The 647-nt window shown below is 69.6% G+C and carries 1 protein-coding gene; it reads left to right on the top strand.

Features of this window, described 5'->3' with window-relative positions; all coding sequences use genetic code 11:
• Window positions 1-62 precede the first annotated feature (62 nt).
• Window positions 63-626 (top strand): dihydrofolate reductase family protein, encoded by a 564-nt coding sequence (locus tag ACOADB_RS08785; RefSeq protein ID WP_378597580.1) that lies wholly within the window; start codon window positions 63-65, stop codon window positions 624-626.
• The last annotated feature ends 21 nt before the right edge of the window (window positions 627-647 follow it).

The following is a 647-nucleotide window of genomic DNA, read 5'->3' as shown; positions in this document are numbered from 1 at the left end:
GCCGAGCTGCTCACCTTCGGACCCGAGATGTTCGAACGGTTCGGCCTCCCGGAGGAGCTGTGATGCGTGACGTGACCTACTCGATGTCCATGTCCCTCGACGGCTACGTCACCGACCCGGACGGCGGCATTGACTGGAGCGCGCCCTCCGACGAGGTCTTCCAGCTGTCCATGGACGAGATCCGGGGCGTCGGCGTCCACCTGATGGGGCGGCGACTCTACGAGACGATGCTGTACTGGGAGGAGCCCGAGCACCAGGCGGGCTTCGACGGAGCGGAGCTCGAATGGGCCGGTCTCTGGAACCCGCTCCCCAAGGTGGTCTTCTCCACCACGCTCGCCGAGGTGCGGGGGAGTGCCCGGCTGGCCACTGGCACGATCGCCGAGGAGATCGAGCGGTTGCGCTCCGAGCCCGGCGAGGGGGACATCGCGATCGGCGGCGCGACCCTCGCGGCCGAGGCGGCCGAGCTCGGCCTCATCGACGAGTACCGGATCCGGGTCTGCCCGGTGCTGGTCGGCGGCGGGACGCCCTTCTTCGTCCACCGGGAGCGGCGGGTGGACCTCGAGCTCGTCGAGACCCGCGCCTTCGACTCCGGGGTGGTCTTCCTCCGTCACCGCGTGAAGCGGTGACCTGCCTCTGCTACGTTCTCG

The organism is Nocardioides sp. CPCC 206348 (genome assembly GCF_048654705.1).
GTDB lineage: Bacteria > Actinomycetota > Actinomycetes > Propionibacteriales > Nocardioidaceae > Nocardioides.
Note: the sequence above shows the minus strand (reverse complement) of the source record. Positions and strands in the feature narration are given on the sequence as shown.

Coding starts and splice junctions, on each gene's coding strand:
- ACOADB_RS08785 (WP_378597580.1), top strand. CDS start 63: ATGCGTGACGTGACCTACTCGATGTCCATGTCCCTCGACGGCTACGTC.